The sequence below is a fragment of the Winogradskyella bathintestinalis genome, assembly GCF_030407435.1.
GTDB classification, from domain to species: Bacteria; Bacteroidota; Bacteroidia; order Flavobacteriales; family Flavobacteriaceae; genus Winogradskyella; species Winogradskyella bathintestinalis.
In genome coordinates this window covers 270,854-287,840 of record NZ_JASDDK010000003.1, presented here as the reverse complement: position 1 = coordinate 287,840, position 16,987 = coordinate 270,854, and the positions used below count along the sequence as shown (strand labels likewise).

The window sequence follows — 16,987 nt, the reverse complement described above, 5'->3', positions numbered from 1 at the left end:
TCTTCCGTCTTTTCAAAAGGAAAAAACATTTTTTTTTAAAATTTAATTATTTTAATCTAAAACGTTAACGATAGTTGCAGTTTTATTAACGGTTTCTTCCCACTCTTTTTCTGGGTTAGAATCTTTTGTTATTCCGCCACCAACATAAATACTGGCATTAGAACCTTTTAATTGCATGCAGCGTAAATTCACATAAAAATTAGATTGTGATTTTACCACGGCATAGGCATTATTTTCAACATTTCGTCTGTTGGTATTTCTTGTCTTAGAAATTTTCAGATTTAATTCACCTAAAAAACCAGTATAAAATTCGCGATTATAATTTTCATGTTGAAGAATGAATGTCTTTGCTTCAGGTTTAGGAAAACCACAAACTGCTGGAGTCGGATGCAAGGCTTCAATAATTGACTTTAATTGCGCTTTTTCATGGATAATACTTGTAATTTTAGTTTTAAGGTGCAATAATTTTCCGGCTCTAACCGTATTCACTTGAGATACCTCAATTTGTTTTGTATATGGTTTTAATTGCCGTGTTATATAATCTGTAACAATTTGCTGTTCCACAAACTCTTTCTCTGTCCACGTTGGTTCGGAATTTTGTTTATATGGTTGTGTACCGGCTAACGATATTGTGGTTAGTTGTTTGCCTTCAGTTTTAAATAACAATTCTGGTGTAGCACCAATCCATAATCCCACTTTTGGATGATACCAGCAATAAACCATAGCATTTTTATAACTATTATAGAGTTGCTTAAAAATAGAAATGGGGTTATTATTTTGAATTACTTTTGTTTCGCAACGCGATAAGACTACTTTTTCTAAATCACCATTGTTAATGGCTTCTCGTCCTTTAAGAACTAAGTTTATATGATTAATTTTATCGTATTCATCAACTGTAATTTTAGTTGATTCCACAGATTCAATCTCTAGATTTTCACATCTAATTTCAGAATATTCGCATTTATCCTTTGGAAAAAGTATACTCTTTTCTGATAAATTAAATGGTGCAAATACAAATCCGCTTTCCGTAAAAAATTCGGTGCTATGCAATTCATCATCCTTTTGCAACCAACATTTTACAACAGAATTTATAGGTCTGCTATAAACCACAAATGGTAATTGATTGGTAAACTGTGTTTCTAGAGTTTCAAAAAATGAATCGTGGTTCATTCTTTATTATTTTTTTGGAAGTGAAATGGTTGACAATCGACAAATTGAAATCAGATTTTCATCGTCGTCCGTTACTCTAATATCCAAAAGTTGAGTTGTACGTCCCTTGTGTAAAAACGTTGCTTTAGCATAGATATATCCTTCACTAATACTTTTTAAATGATTAGCAGTGATTTCTAGTCCGCGAATAAAAAATTTCTCCGTATCAATAAAAATATGCGATGCAAAACTACCAACACTTTCTGCTAAAGCTGCTGTTGCTCCACCATGTAAAACACCATCTGGCTGATGCACTTTTGAGGTTACAGGCATTCTAGCCACAAGAAAATCATCACCAAAATCCACAATCTCAATACTTAAGGTTTCCATTAATGTGTTTTTGCTGGCGGCATTGGCTCTTGCTAGCATGTCTTCTTTAGATAATTGCATAGAATACTGTATTTTTAAACTTGGAATACAAAGATAAAGAAACCACCTAGAATAATGAATTCGCAAGAGAAAGAAATCACATATACAACCAGCAACTCCTACTCTACTTTAAATACGCTAACCAAACGTACAAAAACTGTTTGGTTAGTTTTTCACGGTATGGGTTATATGAGCCGTTATTTTTTAAGATATTTTAAAGATTTAAATTCCGATGAAAATTACATCATTTCACCTCAAGCTCCTAGTAAATACTATATTCAACCCAAAATGCATGTTGGAGCAAATTGGTTAACTCGAGATAATACAGCAACTGGAATGGAAAATATTTTGAACTATCTCGATGCGGTATTAGAAGCTGAGAATATTAATAAGGATTTGAACCTTATAGTTTTCGGGTATTCACAGGGCGTCAGTATAGCTATGAGATATTTAGCCAAACGAAACTTACAATGCCATCAGTTGATATTACATTCTGGAGGTATTCCTAAAGAATTAGATGCAGAAGATTTTAAGTATTTATCTAAAGATACCAAAGTGAAAATGATTTATGGAACTGAAGATGAATACTTAGATGAGCATAGAATTCAATTAGAATCGGAAAAAGCACAATCGCTTTTTAACGATAGATTGATTGTACTACCTTTTGCAGGTAAACATGAAGTTAATGTGGAATTGATAAATAATTTGGTGTAAAAAAATGACCTAAAAGAACCAGCAAATAATCAAAATGACCTTATATAAAAAGTATATATATGGCCATGACTACCATATAAATAAAGCATAAATTATTGGTCTCATATTTTATAATATAAAAAGCCTTATTGCCCGCTTGGTAATGCTTCATTAAAAATTTATTTAGCTCGTCTTCTGAAAAGTCTTATTCTTTTCTTTAAGAATCGCTAATTGTTTTTCGAGAAACGTGATTGCTTGTTCTGTTTTATAACTCGATTTTGAAGAAAAATCTTCCAAATCTTGTTTAAATTTATCTTTCCCAGAGTTTGCTGCTTTAGATAAATCTTCTTTAACTTCTGAAAAATCATTTGCAAGCTGATCCTTAATCGCTTTACCCTCCTTTTTAATTTATCTCTGGTGACGCTTCCTTTATCTGGAGCTAATAAAACTCCGGCGGCTGCTCCTAATATTGTGCCTAAAACTAATGCTCCTTTAAATTGTATCATAACATTTTTAATTTTTATTAAACTTTCATTCTACTAATACGTCGTAAAATATGCTGTTTCGTTACGAACAAATTTCGTTCCATATTAAAAATGTGAAATGCTTTAATAAACACATATACACTATAGAGATAATACGAATACAAAATAATTCGATTCTTTCAAACTCTATGGATGTCATCCACATTCAAAACATCCTATAAAATCATTGCTTAATTCTAAGTCTTCAGATCCTTTTAATGGCTTAGTAACTTTGCCTTTTTTTTGAATTATTTTATAAAATTGAATCGCATATTCTTTCAAATCGTCTCGTCGTTCTTTAATTTTTAATACAATATCAGCACCATCTAAATCCCTAATATTTTGAGGCCAAACATTTAATGCGGCATTTAATACTGAATCGGTAAGCCTCGATTGTAATTTTTCAGCCTCTTCGATAAAAATACTTTCTGGTGTTTGAGACAAAAAGTAATTATCAAAAGGATATACTAGCCCCTCCATAAAATCGATATCTTTCTCAAAAGATCTTAATTCTTTTACTACGTGCCTATTAGCAATTAAGGTTGGAATTAAACCATCCGTTTTAAAGAAGGCGTTGTCTCGATCCCCAGCAACAGGAATCGCCGTATATTCACGTTCCGTTTTTTGAATCGCCCAACCCCATTGCTTTGTATGCCTATCCCAATCGCCAATTAGCATATCAAACAAGCGGCTTCTCACTAAAGCGCGTGCATCTATATGTAGAGAATCTTTTAATTGAAGTTTTAATTCTTGCAAATTATCAGTGTCTATTATGTCTTGTACATTCTTAAGTGTGGTATAATTAACCTCACTTTTAGTTTCATATTCTAACAGGTACAATTTGTTACCAAAATCGGTATTATAGTGTGCTAATCGTTCTTGCTTAGGTATGAATAGCATTCGCGGACTTGTATGTAAAACGTGTGCTTTCTCAGCTAATTCCGCCGCCAAAATTGCGGCAAATGGATGTTGTGCAGATATTCCATCAACGACTATATTTTCTAACTTTAAAGATTTTAAGAACTCAGGAATCAACAATTTTGCATCTTTATTTACGCTTCGCAATGTATAAGTAATTCCATCCGCTCCAAGCATTTCTAATGAATGGGTTTGTTTACCACCCCCTTTTTCAACCATAGTCATACCACCTTTTAAAGTATCTAAAAAAACAATCGGTACTTTTATTTTCGCTGACCAAGCCGCACGATATTGCTCCCCTTGAATTACTTTTTTAACGTCGTCTGCCTTGTACAAGTCACTTGGCAATAACTCCACAGAATCATAGGTTCTAAAATTTGTGGTTTCCGCATTCTCAATATTATAAAGAACGGATTTAGATGTTATTTTATCAGTACTAGCTACAGACCAATATATAGACAGGACTATTACCAATATAACGAGAAAAAATGTTATAAGTATGTTACGTTTCGACATGAATTGGTTATGGATTTATAATATATGCGCAAACCACTAAGTTAAGATTTCTAAATGAAGAATTTTAACCTAATTACATCATTTTAGGACTGATATGATTATATATTTTAGAGCAGGGGAAATTTTAAAAAAATATGCTTTTTATTAAAATTGCCATAGAATATCAAAAAATAGAACAACAAAGTTTCTTGCAAGAAATGCCATCTAAATATTTTATTATTAGAATAATAGAATAGATGAGCTTACTTGTAAGCTCTAATTTGTAACAAGAAAAGTGGTGTTATTAATAAATAAATGCGCTAATTTATCTTTTTTATAAATTCTATAGTGTTACTATTCGCCATGCCGTTAGGATTACATCCTAATTTACCTTCTGGAATTGCTATACCTAGATTTTCATAGTGTTCAATCCAACCATTATGAAAGGTATCAGTTTCGGAATTTTTAAACGTCATAGGTTCTAACGCAAAGATGGAATCCGCTTTAAATATCTCATAAATATATTCAGAACAATAATAACCTTCATCTTCTAAAATATAGGTGATATTATACGAATTACCAACTAACTTCTGAGCAGCCGACAGCACATTTTGAATTTGTTTTGAAGTTATGTTTTTTATGCGATATAGATCCACCTGATAATCTATAGAATCTTCTGCATTAATGAATTGCTCCAAAGGTTCTTTAACAACTCCTTTTCCTAAATCAGAATGATAAACAACAACATTACCATTTTCAACCTTACACACTCCAATATGTGTATAATTCGTGAGTTTTGAAGTTTGGGTAACATCATTTATAGCTTCAGAAAGACCACTATTAATTGCTCCTCTAAACACAATATCACCAGACTTTATTTGAGATGTGTTAGAACATGAAACACAAAAACCTATGATTAAAATATAGTAAAGAGCTTTCAAAAATTAGTGCGTTAGATTATTAACAATAGCTTTCACAGGAAGTATTTCTTTAGTATGCTCAATACTAGGTCCTGCAACCCATACCGTTTTATAAGTCGCTTTTTTAGCGGCATTTTCTGTAGCTTTCATCCCAATAGAAAAACGAATCATCTTAACCCATTTTTTTAAACTTTTATTTTTGTTCAACAAGTTTTCAATCCAAGTCGCTTTAGTTCCTATTTTCTGAACGTATGGTGTATTAATAACCGTACATGGTGTGCCAGAAATACGTTCTGTCATAATGATATCTTTTTCGCCATAATCGACACAAGCTTGTTTGTACTCGTCCGTAACACCAGCTTCAACTGAAGCAATAAATGGACTGCCTACTGAAACCCCTGAAGCACCATAACTTATCATCCTATCAACGTCCGCTTTACAACCTACTCCACCAGCCGAAATCACAGGAATCGTTAATTCTTTTTTCAATAAACTTGTTAGCTCTTCTGGAGATAAATTACCACGGTGACCTCCGGCTTCACTATTTACCGCTATTGCAGCATCGGCTCCTAATTGCTCTACTTTTTTTGCAAATCGCAAATCTGTAACATCACAAAATACTTTAATGCCAACCGCATGTGCTTGTCTTATAGTTTCTTCCGGACTTCCTAAAGATGTAATTATAAAGTCACACCCTTCTTCGCATAAGGTTTCTAACTGTCCCTTATATTTTACGTTAGATTTATTTACAATTAAATTGAATCCAAACGAACCTCCATCCACTTTATTAGCTTTAAGTGTTTTAATTGCTGCTCTCAATTCTTCAATAGTTCTATAATTTAAAGCAGGAATACATCCAGCAATGCCAGCTTTCATAGCTTCTGTAACCATCTCTACATTAGAAACTAAAAACATTGGGGCTTGAATAATAGGATGTTTAATATTAAGGAGTTCAGTTAGTTTGGTTTTCATGATAACTACCCGTAAAATCGGGAATAGAATTAATTAAACTTCGTTTGAGATACAAATATAGATAAATTTATTATGCACGCATAATACCTTGTGGAATTCCTTAGTCGCATATGAAAACCAATTACCTTCAAGCAAACTATTACAAACACTTCAAGAATAATGAAGAACGCTATATATTTTCAAAATAGAAAATGTTGATTTTACTCTAAAAATCGATAATACCCACATTTTAAATATGCTCCTTCAGGGAATGAAATTGGATGATCACTATCATGTGTGGTTTTTAATTCTGTTTCAAAAAGTCTAGATTGGGCATTTAATACTCTTGAATTTAAATCGAAAAATGACTGTGCTGTTACCCGAGATGAGCAAGACGCTAAAATTAAAATGCCATTTTTTGCCGTTAGCTGTTCACCTAGCTCTGCTAATTGCGCGTATTTCTTTTTGGCTAATTCTATTTCAGACTGTTGCTTGGCGAAACTTGGGGGATCTATAACAACCACATCATAGGTTTTTCCGTTTTTAATTAAAGATTTCATCTCGTCAAAGGCATCACCCGAAATGGTTTTATGAATCCCAGAATAATCATTTAATTTTCCATTTTCTCGAGCCATATCTAAAGCCTGTTTACTAATATCTAAGCTAGTAACTTGCTCAGCGCCATTAGCCAATGCATGGACTGAGAATCCCCCAGCGTATGAAAATACGTCTAAAACCGTTTTTCCATGACTCAATTCACCTACACGTTTTCTATTGGCTCTATGATCTAAAAAGTAACCTGTTTTATGACCTTTAATGACATTAGCTGAAAATTTTACTCCATGTTCTATAAACTCTATTACTTCTTTTTTAAGCGTTCCAAAAATCACATCACCATCCGTATAATTATGGCTTTTATGGTTTTGCAAACTTCTGCTTAATCGCATGACTACCGTTTCTACTTTTGAAATTTTTTGCAAGCTATCTAAAATAGATTCCAAATATGGTAACCAAATTTCAGAATATAATTTTACAACTAAAACGCTATCATACACATCGGCAATTAATCCTGGAAAGCCATCATTCTCCCCAAACAACAACCGGTAACTATTAGTATTAGTTCTTAATAATTCACTACGTTTTTCAAAAGCTATTTTGATCTTGTAATGGAAGAAGTTAGCGTCGATTTTTGCTTTATTTTCAGCATTATGCACGATTTTTATCCTAATAGGAGAATTAGCGTCGTATAAACCTAAACCAATGACTTTATTTTTGTTTTTACTAAAGATTATGGCTAAATCACCTGTTTTGGGGTCATCGCTTATCTTTACAATGCTATTAGAAAACACCCATGGGTGTCCTTTTACAACAAATTGTTCTCCTTTGGCATTAAGCTTTACCGCTAGGTTTTTAGGATGGTAGTTATTTTTCAAATTATAGAAATACAGCATTAGAAGGCTGAGACTTCAAAAATATGGATTTTAAAAAATGAAATTCAAGCTATTTATAAAAATCTATAAAATATTATAAATTAATAACAAAAATAGCGCTTGTTGTCCTTAAGGGAAGCAAGGTATAATGTAAACTGCAAAAAGCGAATCTGGCACTATTTTTAACTCATTTTATAAAAATTTTAAAATAAGCTTTACGATATAATCCCTATGTTTGCATTTGAATTTAAAATAAATTATGAGAAAAATATTAGTACTTTGTTTAGGGTTTACCATAATAGCGTGTAAAAGTGAGCCTAAAGATTATGCGACACTTTCTGGTAAAATTGAAAATCCAGATGAGAGTAAAATAATAAGAGTTTTTCAAGGTAGAAACTACGAAAAAAATATTACTGTAAATGACGATGGTACTTTTAATGACACCTTAAAAGTTGTGGCAGGACATTATAGTTTTCAACATGGAAAGGAATATGGACAAATCTATTTGAAGAATAATAACCATACCACTTTTGAGACTGATAATAATGCTTTTGTAGATTCTATGGAATTTAAAGGTGATGCTTCTGATATTAATAATTTCTCAGTACAGTCATTTTTGATTTCTAAACAGTATTTTACGGAAGATCTTATTTCTTCTGGCACTAAAGAAGACGTAGAAAAAGCTATTGAAAATTACAAGTCCGATTATGAGGGACTTAAAAATAAATATGCGGATGTAGACTCTGTACAAGTTGCTGTAATGGATAAGAATGTTGAAGGCACTATTCAACAACTATCGAGGTTTATGAGTTCCAAATTAGCAACAAGAGATGAATTTCCGAAAGGGTCTCCGTCTCCTGCATTTGAAAATTACGAAAACTTTGCAGGTGGTGAAATGTCGCTTTCAGATTTTAAAGGCAAATATGTATATTTTGATATTTGGGCTACTTGGTGTGGACCTTGTATTCGAGAAATTCCTTCGTTGAAAAAAATAGAAGAACAATATAAGGACAAAAATATTCAATTTGTCAGTATTTCTATTGATGAAGGTAGAGGTTACAAAGGTAATAAAGTTGCCGCATATGAAGCTTGGAAAAAAATGGTGGCCGATAAGGATTTGGGTGGTACGCAATTAATAGCAGATGATGGATTTAAATCAACCTTTATTAGAGACTATAAAATCAATGGTATTCCTAGATTTATCTTGGTAGATCCTGAAGGAAATATTGTAAATGCAGATGCACCAAGACCTTCAAGTACAGTATTAATTGAATTATTTGATGAATTGGGTATTTAATATTCAATAATTTTTAAATTTAAAAGCCTGTTTAATTTAGATTAAATAGGCTTTTTTTATGTGAGTATTCTTGCGTTTTGCTAACCGTTTTGCTTCTTATTATTTCTGTTGGGACTCCTTTTGCACTTCTTCCTGTGCCTGTTCTGATTGTTTGAATAAGTCCATATAAGCATCTCCCATATTTTCAATTATATGACTTGCAATTAAACTTTGATAACCATAATCTTCTAAAGCAATATCTGCAGATTTTCCATGAAGGTAAACCCCAAAAATAGTCGCTGTTAAAGGCTCGTAACCTTGAGCGAGCATGCCCGAAATGACACCAGTCAATACATCACCTGTTCCGCCAGTGGCCATACCAGGATTGCCTGTGGTGTTTACATATAATTTATCGTGATAAACGGTAATTGTATTAGATCCTTTAATCACTACAATTACATTATATTTTTTTGAAAAATCCTTTGCTTTTTTAAGCTTTTCAAAATCATCAGACCACTTTCCTATTAAACGTTCTAACTCTTTAGGGTGCGGTGTTAAAATCGTTAGATCTGGCAATAATTGTAACAAAGTTTTCTTTTTAGATAATAAATTTAAAGCGTCAGCATCAATCACTAAGGGAGTTTTATTAGACTTCAGAAATGATTCAAATGTTTTTGCTGTACTATCCGAAGTTCCCATTCCTATGCCGATACCAATGACAGTTGGTTCTATTTCAAAATTTATACTTGAAATATTAGTTTCATTTTCATCAGTTACCACCATAATTTCGGGTATCGCAGTTTGCAAACTATGATAGCCACATTTTGGTACATAAGCAGATACCAATCCTGCTCCAGAACTCAATGCTGCTCTACTGGCCAAATTAGTTGCTCCAATTTTTCCATAACTTCCGCCAATTATCAAAACATGACCAAAATTTCCCTTATGCGAATATTTTTGTCTGGGTTTATAAAGAGGTAACACTTCTCGCTTAGCAATAAGTTCTACCACGGTTTCCGTTTCTATTAGATAATCACGATCTATGCCTATATCTAGCACCTCCCATTCTTTAGTAAATTGAGCCGTTTCGGGTAGAAAAAAGACTAATTTTGGAGACTGAAAACTTAAGGTAAAATGAGCATGGACCACCGCATTCTCATCTTTAACAGCTTCATCTGTATACAGCCCAGAAGGAATATCAATAGATAATGTAAAAGCTTTAGAGGCTCTAAATTTTTGGAATAATGATTGAACCCAATCATTTGGGGGACGGTTTAAACCAATACCAAAAATAGCATCCACAATTATATCATCAGCACCAATTTTTATGGTATCCAATTCTTCTTTGCAGCCTTTCATTTGCGGCCAATCCTTAGTTACATTTTTAACACGATCATAATTAATCAAAAAATCTTTTGAACGCTTATCACTACAGTTTATAATATAGGACACCACATTATAACCATGAGTTATAAGGTGCCTAGTTAATACCAAGCCATCTCCTCCATTATTGCCAATACCACAGAATACATGAATAGGCACCTGTGCACCTTGCATGCGCGTATGCATCCAATTAAAAATCTGAGTGCCTGCACGTTCCATTAGTTCTGTTGAGGATATCTTTTGACGCTCTGTGGTAAGTTTATCTCCTTCGTAAATCTGTTCTTTTGAAAATAATTTCATGTATCTGCTTTATTTTATTTGACAAGTTTTATGGAATGCACTATAAATCATTCGAGAGTTATATTTGGATGCTACAGTTATAATCTTGATGTGAATAATTTAATTCCTATTGCAATTTGTTAGTTATAATTCATTTTTTAACTAAAGTTGTGCCCTTTTTTACAAATTCCTTAAAAAGGTAAGATTAGTTTTTTTCGTAGATATAAAAATAATACTTTTGGTATGTAATGAAGAAAAAAAATAAAATATCATCACATCAAATGGGTAATACTAACCACATGACGATTTCTATGTTTTTCATTTCAACTATTTTTATTACCCGTTTGGGTAATCGATAAATATGTACTCCGGCCCTAATTGTCTCAATAGACATTTTATTCTCTTAAATTACGTAAGCACATGAAAGTTCTCAAATTTGGTGGCACCTCTGTAGGATCAGCCAAAAATATAAATAAGGTCATTTCAATTTTAGATCAACAATCCAAAACATCAAAAATTGCTGTCGTCGTATCTGCTGTTGGTGGTATTACCGATAAACTTTTAGAAGCGGCGAATTTAGCTTGCCATAAAAATTTAGAATATAAACAAAAATATAATGCTATTTGGACCAAGCATAATACTGTGGTGGAAGAACTCTTTGAAAATTCAGAAAATGATCAAAGGCTTCAAAAATATCATGAAAAGTTAAATGATCTCGTTACAGAAAAATTAAGCGACATTAGAAACCTTCTGGATGGTATCTATTTAATTAATGAATTATCTCCAAAAACTAAAGACAAGCTATTAAGTTTTGGTGAAGCATTATCATCTACAATAATACATCATACTTTAAAATCGAGAAATTTAGATGCTACTTTAAAAAACGCGCAAGAACTCATTGTTACTGATTTAAATTATAACAATGCTACTGTTAATTTTGAGCTCACCAACACTAATATTCAATCATTTTTTGAATCTAATGGACACTCTATAGTATTATTGCCAGGTTTTGTATCCAAATCTGCAAGTGGTGAAATTACGACATTAGGACGAGGCGGTTCCGATTACACAGCAGCTATCGTTGCTGCCGCCTTAGACGCGAAGGAATTGCAAATTTGGACAGATGTTAGTGGTATGTTTACTACCAATCCAAAATTAGTAAAACAAGCTGCTCCAATCGTTCAATTAACGTATCAAGAAGCTGTTGAGCTATCGCATTTTGGGGCGAAGGTTTTATATCCACCAACCGTAATGCCAGTGCTTAAAAAGAAAATTCCGATTGTAATTAAAAACACTTTAGATCCGGACGCCATTGGCACCACAATATCTCAGGAAGTTACAGCAAATGGTTTTCCTGTGAAAGGGCTTAGTAATATCGATAATATTGCACTTTTAACCTTACAGGGTAATGGTATGGTTGGGGTACCAGGTTTTAGTAAGCGTTTGTTTGAAACACTTGCACAAGAGAAAATCAATATTATTTTAATTACACAATCGTCTTCTGAACATTCCATCTGCATAGGTATTTCAGAAAGTGATGCCGAACGCGCCAAAGAGGTTATTGATATTGTATTTGAATATGAAATTGCGCTTCAAAAAATTGACCCGCTAGTTGTAGAAAAAGGTCTATCGATAATTGCTGTCGTTGGCGATAAAATGAAAAGTCATCAAGGTATTAGTGGTAAAATGTTTAGTACATTAGGAAAAAACAATGTAAATATTAGGGCTATAGCACAAGGAGCCTCTGAGCGAAATATTTCTGCCGTAATCCATAAAGATGATGTAAAAAAAGCATTAAATAGTTTGCATGAGCAGTTCTTTGAAATCAAGACCAAGCAAATTAATTTATTTATTACAGGTGTTGGTAATGTTGGTGAACGTTTAATTGAGCAAATAAAACAGCAAAAAGCATATGTTAAGGAACGTTATAAAATAAATATGAGAATTGCTGGTTTATCCAATTCTCGACACATGATTGTTAATGATGAAGGTATTAATTTAAAAGATTGGAAAGCTCAATTAGAAGCAGGCGAAAAAGCAAGTTTAGACGGTTTCTTTGCACATGCAAAAAATCTTAATCTAAGAAATTCAGTATTTGTAGATATCACGGCAAACGAAGCCGTATCAAATATTTATAGCAACTATTTAAAACAGAGTATGTCTGTGGTGGCTTGTAATAAAATAGCGTGTTCTGGTAATATTGAATATTATAACGAACTAAAAGCGCTCTCTAGACAATATAACGCGTCATTTTTATTTGAAACCAATGTTGGTGCAGGATTACCCGTTATTGATACTTTGAGTCACTTAATTACATCTGGCGATAATGTAAATACGATACAAGCCGTATTGTCTGGAAGTCTTAATTTTATATTTAATAATTTTAATGCCGAAACCACATTTCATGATGTGGTTAAACAAGCCCAAGAAGAAGGTTATACTGAACCCGATCCACGCATTGATTTAAGTGGAATTGATGTCGCGAGAAAAGTGTTGATTTTAGCAAGAGAAAGTGGTCATGCTATTGAATTATTGGATTTAGAAAGTGATAATTTTTTAACTGAAGATGCCATGAACGCAAATTCTGTTGATGATTTCTTTGAAACTTTAAAAAAGGACGAAGCGTATTATCAAAGTTTATATAAGTCGGCCGAAGAGAACAACTGTCAATTAAAATTTGTTGCCGAATTTGATAATGGAAAAGCTAAAGTTGGACTTCAAGAAATCCCCGAAGGACATCCATTTTATAACTTAAAAGGAAAGGACAATATCGTTATGTTTTACACTCAACGTTACTCAGAACAACCAATGATCATCAAAGGTGCCGGCGCTGGGGCAGATGTCACGGCTTCTGGTTTATTTGCGGATATTATTAGAATTGCTAATAATTAGAATAATTAAGTTATCGCGCAATCTAATTTGTTCACTAGTTCAACTAACGTAATAATCATATCACTCAATAATTAGATTACCGCGTATGCGACAAATAAATATATGAAAGAAATTAAAATATTTTCACCTGCAACCGTGGCTAACGTCGCTTGTGGATTTGATGTACTTGGCTTTTGTTTAGATACTATTGGAGATGAAATGGTTATTAGAAAAACAGTTGAAAAAGGCATAAGAATCACAAAAATTGAAGGTCACGATTTACCCTATAAAACAGAAGAAAATGTAGCAGGAGTTTCCGCATTGGCTATGTACAATGATTTACTGCCAGACTGTGGATTTGAAATAGAAATCTACAAAAATATTAAACCAGGAAGCGGTATTGGCAGCAGTTCTGCAAGCGCAGCCGGTAGTGTTTATGGCATAAATGAGCTACTAGGAAAGCCATTGGATAAAACGAAGCTCACTTATTTTGCTATGAAAGGAGAAGCTTTAGCGAGCAAATGTGAACATGCAGATAATTTGGCTCCAGCAATTTTTGGAGGTTTTACTTTAGTTAAAAGTGCTCATCCATTGCAAATCCTAGAGCTCCCTACTCCTTCCGATTTGTATGCCACATTAATCCATCCACAAATTGAAATAAAAACATCAGAATCTAGAGCTATTCTTCCAAAAGAAATTCCCCTTCAAAATGCGATAACACAATGGGCAAATGTTGGCAGCTTGGTTCATGCATTGCATACTTCCAACTATGATTTAATTAAAGATGCTTTGATTGATGTGGTGATTGAACCCCATCGTAAACAGTTAATTCCTCATTTCGGCGAAGTAAAATTAGCGGCTATGGAAGCTGGTGCATTGGGTTGTGCTATTTCTGGTTCAGGACCTTCAATTTTTGCTTTAAGCAAAAGTGAGGCTACAGCGACAAATGTGGAAAAGGCCATTAGAGACGTATATTCAAAAACAGATATCAAATTTGAAACTTATGTTTCTAAAATTAATACAGAAGGAATAAAAATATTATAATGAACTACTATTCACTTAACAAAAAAGCGCCTAATACAACTTTTGAAAATGCTGTCGTCAGAGGGCTTGCACCAGACAAAGGTTTATATTTTCCTGAGTCGATAACACCATTAGATCCTTCTTTCTTTGAAAACATTGAAGATAAATCTAATGTGGATATTGCATTTGAAGCGATTAAGCAATTTATTGTTCCTGAAATACCAGAGGATGTTTTAAAAACCATTATCAAAGAAACGTTGAATTTTGATTTTCCTGTGGTAAAAATCAATGAGCGCATTTCTACGTTAGAATTATTTCATGGTCCAACTATGGCATTTAAAGATGTTGGTGCACGATTTATGGCACGTTGCTTAGGTTATTTTAATAAAACTAACACCAATGATGTTGCGGTTTTAGTCGCTACTTCTGGAGACACTGGAGGTGCCGTAGCTAATGGATTTTTAGGTGTAAAAGGTGTAAACGTGGTAATTCTATATCCAAGCGGAAAAGTGAGTGATATACAAGAAAAACAATTGACTACTTTAGGACAAAACATAACAGCTTTAGAAGTTGATGGCGTTTTTGACGATTGCCAAGATATGGTGAAACAAGCCTTTATGGACAAGGAATTGACAAGTAAAATGCAATTGACTTCTGCAAATTCTATTAATATAGCACGTTGGTTACCCCAGTTATTCTATTTTATGTTCACCTATAAACAATTAAAATCGAAATATACGGACATTGCGTTTTCTGTTCCAAGTGGTAACTTTGGGAATATCTGTGCTGGTATGGTGGCCCAGAAATTAGGGTTACCTATTAAACATTTCATTGCGGCCAATAACGCCAATGATACCGTTGTAAATTATATGCTTTCGCAAACATATAATCCCAAACCATCTATACAAACCATTAGTAATGCCATGGATGTTGGAAATCCTAGTAATTTTATACGTATCCAAAAATTGCATAATAACGATTTCGAAACGTTGAAAAAAAATTTATCATCTTTCAGTTATACAGATGACCAAACTAAAACGGCACTTTTGGAACTATATAAAGATTACAATTATGTGGCTGATCCTCATGGAGCTGTTGGCTATTTGGGAGCAAAAGACTATTTAAAAAATAATGATGCGCATGTAGTGTTCTTAGAAACGGCACATCCCACAAAATTTTTAGATGTCGTTGAAGAAGTTATTGAAAAAAAGGTGCCCTTACCATCGCAAATTGAAGCTGTAATGGATAAGACTAAAGTTTCAGTTAAAATTAATTCTTATAATGATTTGAAAGGTTTCTTATTGCGCTAAGACCAACGCATTTTAATTAAAATCAATTAACCAAAATCCTATTACATGAAATTATCATACTTATTCAATATTCTATTAATAACTTTTGTTTTGTCTTGTAAAAATGATAATCCGAAAACAATCCATGAAAAAGACGTTGAAACAACTAGTGAAACAAACCAAGTATTTCAAAATAAAGGTCATGAACTTGTGTATAATATGGTTCAGAAAGTGGGAAACTATAGTCAACTTAGTAAAAAGAAAGACGTAATTTATACCTACACTTACCAAACACCAGATGGAAAGACGGATATTTCAACCGAGAAATATATGTTTGATGGAGAATTATCGTATGGTGCTTATAATAAACATGAGCGCACTTTAGCTGAACTAAATGGTTTAATTGAACAAGGTTATGACGGGAAAGAATTTTGGTTAAAACACGAGGGAAAAATAGTAAACGAGAAAGCGTATTTAGAAAAAGTTGCTTTTAATAGGCCAACAAACTTCTATTGGTTCACCATGTTTCAAAAATTGCTAGATCCAAATTTAAATTATGAATTCATTGAAGAGACATCTATTGACGGTAAAAATTACAACGTTGTAAAAATTACGTTTCAAACAGATACTGATGCACCTACAGATATTTATCAATTATACATAAATAAAGACACATCTTTGGTTGATCAATTTTTATTTACAGTTGCGGATTTCGGAAAAATGGAAATTCCTTTTTTAATGACGCTTCAATATGAGTCTGTTGATGGCTTATTAATTCCTACAAAACGACAATATAAAGCCTCGACTTGGAACGCTGACGTTTCTGACGATCCTTGGGTTAATGTTAATTGGTCAGACATAAAATTCAACAATAATTTAACTAAAGCTTCTTTTAAAAAAGACTGAATAACTGATATTTAATTGCAGGTTTATAGATTAAATTTTAATTTCAATTTAGAGTTAATTCACATCTTTTAGTGAAATGCCAAAAACCCTTTATACAATATACGTTATTGAACTTTCTAAACGGGTTTATACTGAAAACACAAAGTTCAGAAAGGCCAACCCACAATTTAACGGAGTTTTAGAATGTCTATATGTTGGTATGACGAGCAAATCACCAAAAGAGCGTTTTTTGCAACATAAAACTGGTCATAGGAATAAGAAAGGTCACAAAATTTCTTCTAATATTGTCGAGAAATATGGTACGTATTTGCGCCCTAGTCTTTTTAATCACATAGACCCTTTTTTCACAAGAGCCGAAGCGCTAGAGGCAGAAGAACAAATTGCCTTAGAACTACGTCGCGAAGGTTATGCCGTTTGGTTTAACTAATCGGCAATTTCAAAGTCCACCATG

At 33.0% G+C, this 16,987-nt stretch carries 15 protein-coding genes; 7 read left to right on the top strand and 8 right to left on the bottom strand.

The genetic code is table 11. From position 1 onward, the window contains the following. Positions 1–51 precede the first annotated feature (51 nt). Entirely contained in the window at positions 52–1,170 is a 1,119-nt protein-coding gene (locus QMA06_RS10715; RefSeq protein ID WP_290206850.1) for a chorismate-binding protein, read from the bottom strand. 6 nt (positions 1,171–1,176) lie between these two features. Then, a complete protein-coding gene (locus QMA06_RS10710; RefSeq protein WP_290206849.1) occupies positions 1,177–1,599 on the bottom strand; it encodes a PaaI family thioesterase in 423 nt (140 codons plus the stop codon). A 54-nt stretch (positions 1,600–1,653) separates the two neighbouring features. Between QMA06_RS10710 and QMA06_RS10705 the strand changes: the two genes are divergently transcribed. Then, positions 1,654–2,292 (top strand): alpha/beta hydrolase, encoded by a 639-nt coding sequence (locus QMA06_RS10705; RefSeq protein ID WP_290206848.1) that lies wholly within the window; start codon positions 1,654–1,656, stop codon positions 2,290–2,292. A gap of 206 nt (positions 2,293–2,498) precedes the next feature. Here QMA06_RS10705 and QMA06_RS10700 read toward each other — a convergent pair whose 3' ends face one another. From QMA06_RS10700 to QMA06_RS10680, 5 genes are all read right to left on the bottom strand, one after another. Further along, complete coding sequence (locus QMA06_RS10700; RefSeq protein ID WP_290206847.1) at positions 2,499–2,777, bottom strand: YtxH domain-containing protein; 279 nt, start codon at positions 2,775–2,777, stop codon at positions 2,499–2,501. Positions 2,778–2,951: 174 nt separating this feature from the next. Further along, positions 2,952–4,229 carry a hypothetical protein gene (locus QMA06_RS10695; protein WP_290206846.1) on the bottom strand — a complete coding sequence of 426 codons (1,278 nt, stop codon included), beginning with the start codon at positions 4,227–4,229 and terminating at the stop codon, positions 2,952–2,954. 299 nt (positions 4,230–4,528) lie between these two features. After that, a complete protein-coding gene (locus tag QMA06_RS10690) occupies positions 4,529–5,149 on the bottom strand; it encodes a YiiX/YebB-like N1pC/P60 family cysteine hydrolase (protein WP_290206845.1) in 621 nt (206 codons plus the stop codon). Positions 5,150–5,152: 3 nt separating this feature from the next. Next, positions 5,153–6,100 (bottom strand): NAD(P)H-dependent flavin oxidoreductase, encoded by a 948-nt coding sequence (locus QMA06_RS10685; RefSeq protein ID WP_290206844.1) that lies wholly within the window; start codon positions 6,098–6,100, stop codon positions 5,153–5,155. Between the two features lie 200 nt (positions 6,101–6,300). After that, complete coding sequence (locus QMA06_RS10680; protein WP_318036600.1) at positions 6,301–7,512, bottom strand: class I SAM-dependent rRNA methyltransferase; 1,212 nt, start codon at positions 7,510–7,512, stop codon at positions 6,301–6,303. Positions 7,513–7,768: 256 nt separating this feature from the next. Here QMA06_RS10680 and QMA06_RS10675 point away from each other — a divergent pair, with 256 nt between their 5' ends. Next, positions 7,769–8,806, top strand: a complete 1,038-nt coding sequence (locus tag QMA06_RS10675; RefSeq protein ID WP_290206842.1) for a TlpA family protein disulfide reductase — start codon at positions 7,769–7,771, stop codon at positions 8,804–8,806. Between the two features lie 99 nt (positions 8,807–8,905). On the opposite strand, the gene QMA06_RS10670 is transcribed toward QMA06_RS10675, so the two are convergent. Next, a complete protein-coding gene (locus QMA06_RS10670; RefSeq protein ID WP_290206841.1) occupies positions 8,906–10,468 on the bottom strand; it encodes an NAD(P)H-hydrate dehydratase in 1,563 nt (520 codons plus the stop codon). Positions 10,469–10,867: 399 nt separating this feature from the next. Between QMA06_RS10670 and thrA the strand changes: the two genes are divergently transcribed. The 5 genes from thrA to QMA06_RS10645 all read left to right on the top strand — a co-directional run bounded on the left by thrA (position 10,868) and on the right by QMA06_RS10645 (position 16,963). Further along, positions 10,868–13,339, top strand: a complete 2,472-nt coding sequence (gene thrA, locus QMA06_RS10665) for a bifunctional aspartate kinase/homoserine dehydrogenase I (protein WP_290206840.1) — start codon at positions 10,868–10,870, stop codon at positions 13,337–13,339. A gap of 102 nt (positions 13,340–13,441) precedes the next feature. Beyond that, on the top strand, positions 13,442–14,362 hold the full coding sequence (locus QMA06_RS10660; RefSeq protein WP_290206839.1) for a homoserine kinase: 921 nt from the start codon (positions 13,442–13,444) through the stop codon (positions 14,360–14,362). Next, positions 14,362–15,651, top strand: coding sequence for a threonine synthase (thrC, locus tag QMA06_RS10655; protein ID WP_290206838.1), 1,290 nt, complete (start codon positions 14,362–14,364; stop codon positions 15,649–15,651). The genes QMA06_RS10660 and thrC overlap by 1 nt, the downstream gene beginning before the upstream one ends. Positions 15,652–15,696: 45 nt before the next feature. Beyond that, positions 15,697–16,536: a hypothetical protein gene (locus QMA06_RS10650; RefSeq protein ID WP_290206837.1), complete on the top strand. Its 840-nt coding sequence runs from the start codon at positions 15,697–15,699 to the stop codon at positions 16,534–16,536. A 76-nt stretch (positions 16,537–16,612) separates the two neighbouring features. Then, positions 16,613–16,963 carry a GIY-YIG nuclease family protein gene (locus tag QMA06_RS10645; RefSeq protein ID WP_290206836.1) on the top strand — a complete coding sequence of 117 codons (351 nt, stop codon included), beginning with the start codon at positions 16,613–16,615 and terminating at the stop codon, positions 16,961–16,963. The last annotated feature ends 24 nt before the right edge of the window (positions 16,964–16,987 follow it).

Bases quoted from the DNA above. Each gene is read 5' to 3' on its own strand.
- QMA06_RS10715 (WP_290206850.1), bottom strand. From the start codon at position 1,170: ATGAACCACGATTCATTTTTTGAAACTCTAGAAACACAGTTTACCAAT.
- QMA06_RS10710 (WP_290206849.1), bottom strand. From the start codon at position 1,599: ATGCAATTATCTAAAGAAGACATGCTAGCAAGAGCCAATGCCGCCAGC.
- QMA06_RS10705 (WP_290206848.1), top strand. From the start codon at position 1,654: ATGAATTCGCAAGAGAAAGAAATCACATATACAACCAGCAACTCCTAC.
- QMA06_RS10700 (WP_290206847.1), bottom strand. From the start codon at position 2,777: ATGATACAATTTAAAGGAGCATTAGTTTTAGGCACAATATTAGGAGCA.
- QMA06_RS10695 (WP_290206846.1), bottom strand. From the start codon at position 4,229: ATGTCGAAACGTAACATACTTATAACATTTTTTCTCGTTATATTGGTA.
- QMA06_RS10685 (WP_290206844.1), bottom strand. From the start codon at position 6,100: ATGAAAACCAAACTAACTGAACTCCTTAATATTAAACATCCTATTATT.
- QMA06_RS10675 (WP_290206842.1), top strand. From the start codon at position 7,769: ATGAGAAAAATATTAGTACTTTGTTTAGGGTTTACCATAATAGCGTGT.
- QMA06_RS10670 (WP_290206841.1), bottom strand. From the start codon at position 10,468: ATGAAATTATTTTCAAAAGAACAGATTTACGAAGGAGATAAACTTACC.
- thrA (WP_290206840.1), top strand. From the start codon at position 10,868: ATGAAAGTTCTCAAATTTGGTGGCACCTCTGTAGGATCAGCCAAAAAT.
- QMA06_RS10660 (WP_290206839.1), top strand. From the start codon at position 13,442: ATGAAAGAAATTAAAATATTTTCACCTGCAACCGTGGCTAACGTCGCT.
- thrC (WP_290206838.1), top strand. From the start codon at position 14,362: ATGAACTACTATTCACTTAACAAAAAAGCGCCTAATACAACTTTTGAA.
- QMA06_RS10650 (WP_290206837.1), top strand. From the start codon at position 15,697: ATGAAATTATCATACTTATTCAATATTCTATTAATAACTTTTGTTTTG.
- QMA06_RS10645 (WP_290206836.1), top strand. From the start codon at position 16,613: ATGCCAAAAACCCTTTATACAATATACGTTATTGAACTTTCTAAACGG.